2 protein-coding genes are annotated in these 1,811 nt (G+C 61.7%); both read right to left on the reverse strand.

Features of this window, described 5'->3' with window-relative positions:
- Positions 1-71 precede the first annotated feature (71 nt).
- On the reverse strand, positions 72-1,640 hold the full coding sequence (tnpC, locus tag U5A52_RS42820; protein WP_321940445.1) for an IS66 family transposase: 1,569 nt from the start codon (positions 1,638-1,640) through the stop codon (positions 72-74).
- 30 nt (positions 1,641-1,670) lie between these two features.
- Positions 1,671-1,811 (reverse strand): IS66 family insertion sequence element accessory protein TnpB (tnpB, locus tag U5A52_RS42825; RefSeq protein WP_321940446.1); only part of this gene is annotated, 141 nt, incomplete at its 5' end.

Raw genomic sequence — 1,811 nt, forward strand, 5'->3', positions numbered from 1 at the left:
GTAAGCGGCTCAGCTGGGCCGTTTGTCCATGCCTGTGCGTGTGAGGCATGATGGTGAACTGGAGTTGCCGGTTAGGTGGCCGAATTCGGCGGACTGACTCGCGTGTGCAGCTTGTCGGCCACACACCAGGGCAAGAGCGCGTCAATGCGGTTGATTTTGTGATCGGCGATGTGGGTCAGCACATAGTCCAGGTAGGCACGCGGATCGATGTCATTCAGTGCGCAAGTGCCAATCAGTGCATACATCGCGGCGGCCCGTTCACCGCCGCTGTCTGAGCCGGCGAATAAAAAATTTTTCCGGCCCAGGCTTACACAACGCAGCGCGTTCTCTGCGATGTTGTTGTCGATCTCGAGCGTACCGTCTTCGCAATACAACGTCAGTGCGCTCCACTGGTTCAGCGTGTAGTTGATCGCCTTGGCCGTATCGGACTTCGACGACAGTGTTTCGAGCTTTGCCCTGAGCCACGCTTCGTAGGTTTGAAGCAGTGGTCTGGCTTTCTCCTGCCGTATTCGCAGCCGTTCGGCGGCAGGCCTGCCGCGAATGGAGGCTTCGATGTCATAGAGCCCGCCAATATATTCGAGTGCCTTTTGTGTCGTGTCAGATGGCGTGCGCACGTGGATGTCGTAGAACTTTCTCCTCGCGTGGGCATGGCATGCCGCCTCGCGTATCGAGCCATCGCGGAACAACTCGTCGAATCCCGCGTAAGCGTCCGCTTGCAGAATCCCTTTGAAGCTGGCGAGATGGGTTTGAGGGTGGATGCCTTGCCGGTTCGGCGAGTAAGCGAACCAGACCGAAGCCGGTTGCGTCGAGCCGGAGCGATGATCGTCGCGCACATAGACCCACAGCCGGCCGGTGCGCGTCTTCCTGTTGCCCGGTGCGAGCACCGGGATCGGCGTGTCATCGGCGTGCAGCTTGGTGGCCGACACCGTATAGCGGCGCAGCGCCTCTGTTAGCGGTGCGCACAGCGCCTCGCACTGGCCGACCCAGCGGCCCATGCTGGCCCGGTCAAGCGTCACGCCGTCGCGCGCCGCGATCGCGGATTGCCGGTACAACGGCTGGTGGTCCGCATACTTCGAGACGAGGATGTCTGCCAGCAAGCTCGGATGGGCAATGCTGCGCTCGATCGGCAGGCCGGGCATCGGCGGCTGGGTGATCGTGCTGCAGCACGGGCAAACCAGTTTGCGCCGGATCGTGCGAATGACCTTGAACGCGGCTGTGACCCGGGCGAGTTGTTCGGATGCGTCCTCGCCGAGCACCCGCATCGGTTGACCGCAATCCGGGCAGCTTGATTCAGGTTCGAGCACCTGATCCTCGCGCGGCAGATGCGCGGCAAGCGCTTGCCTGGAAGCCGCTTCGTCCGTCGTTGCGTTCGAGGTGGGCGCATTTGCACCGAGGGCCTGCGCACGCTGCACATCCACAACGCCGCGCCCGGCGGCCAGATCCTCAAGTTGAGTCTCGAGCGTCTCGATTTGCCGCTGCAGTTGCTCGGACTTGCGACCGAACTGCATGCGCCTGAGCTTGTCGATCTGGGCCTTGAGTTGCTCAATCTCGACATCGCGTTCGGCAAGCAGACTACGGGCCTCGACCAGCAAGGCCTTCAGCAGTTCGATATCGTCAGGGAGATCGGCGCCGCTCGACATGCGCCGTAGTTTACGAGTCTGCAGCGCGGTTTACAACATCGATAATGCGGCGGTGCGACGGGGCTGTCGCCAGTCGATGCCCTCAAGCAGCATCGACAGTTGTGCAGAGCTCAGATGGACCTTCCCACCGTCGGCCTTGGGCCATATAAAACGGCCTCGTTCAAGCCGCTT

This window comes from Paraburkholderia sp. J8-2 (assembly GCF_905220195.1).
GTDB lineage: Bacteria > Pseudomonadota > Gammaproteobacteria > Burkholderiales > Burkholderiaceae > Paraburkholderia.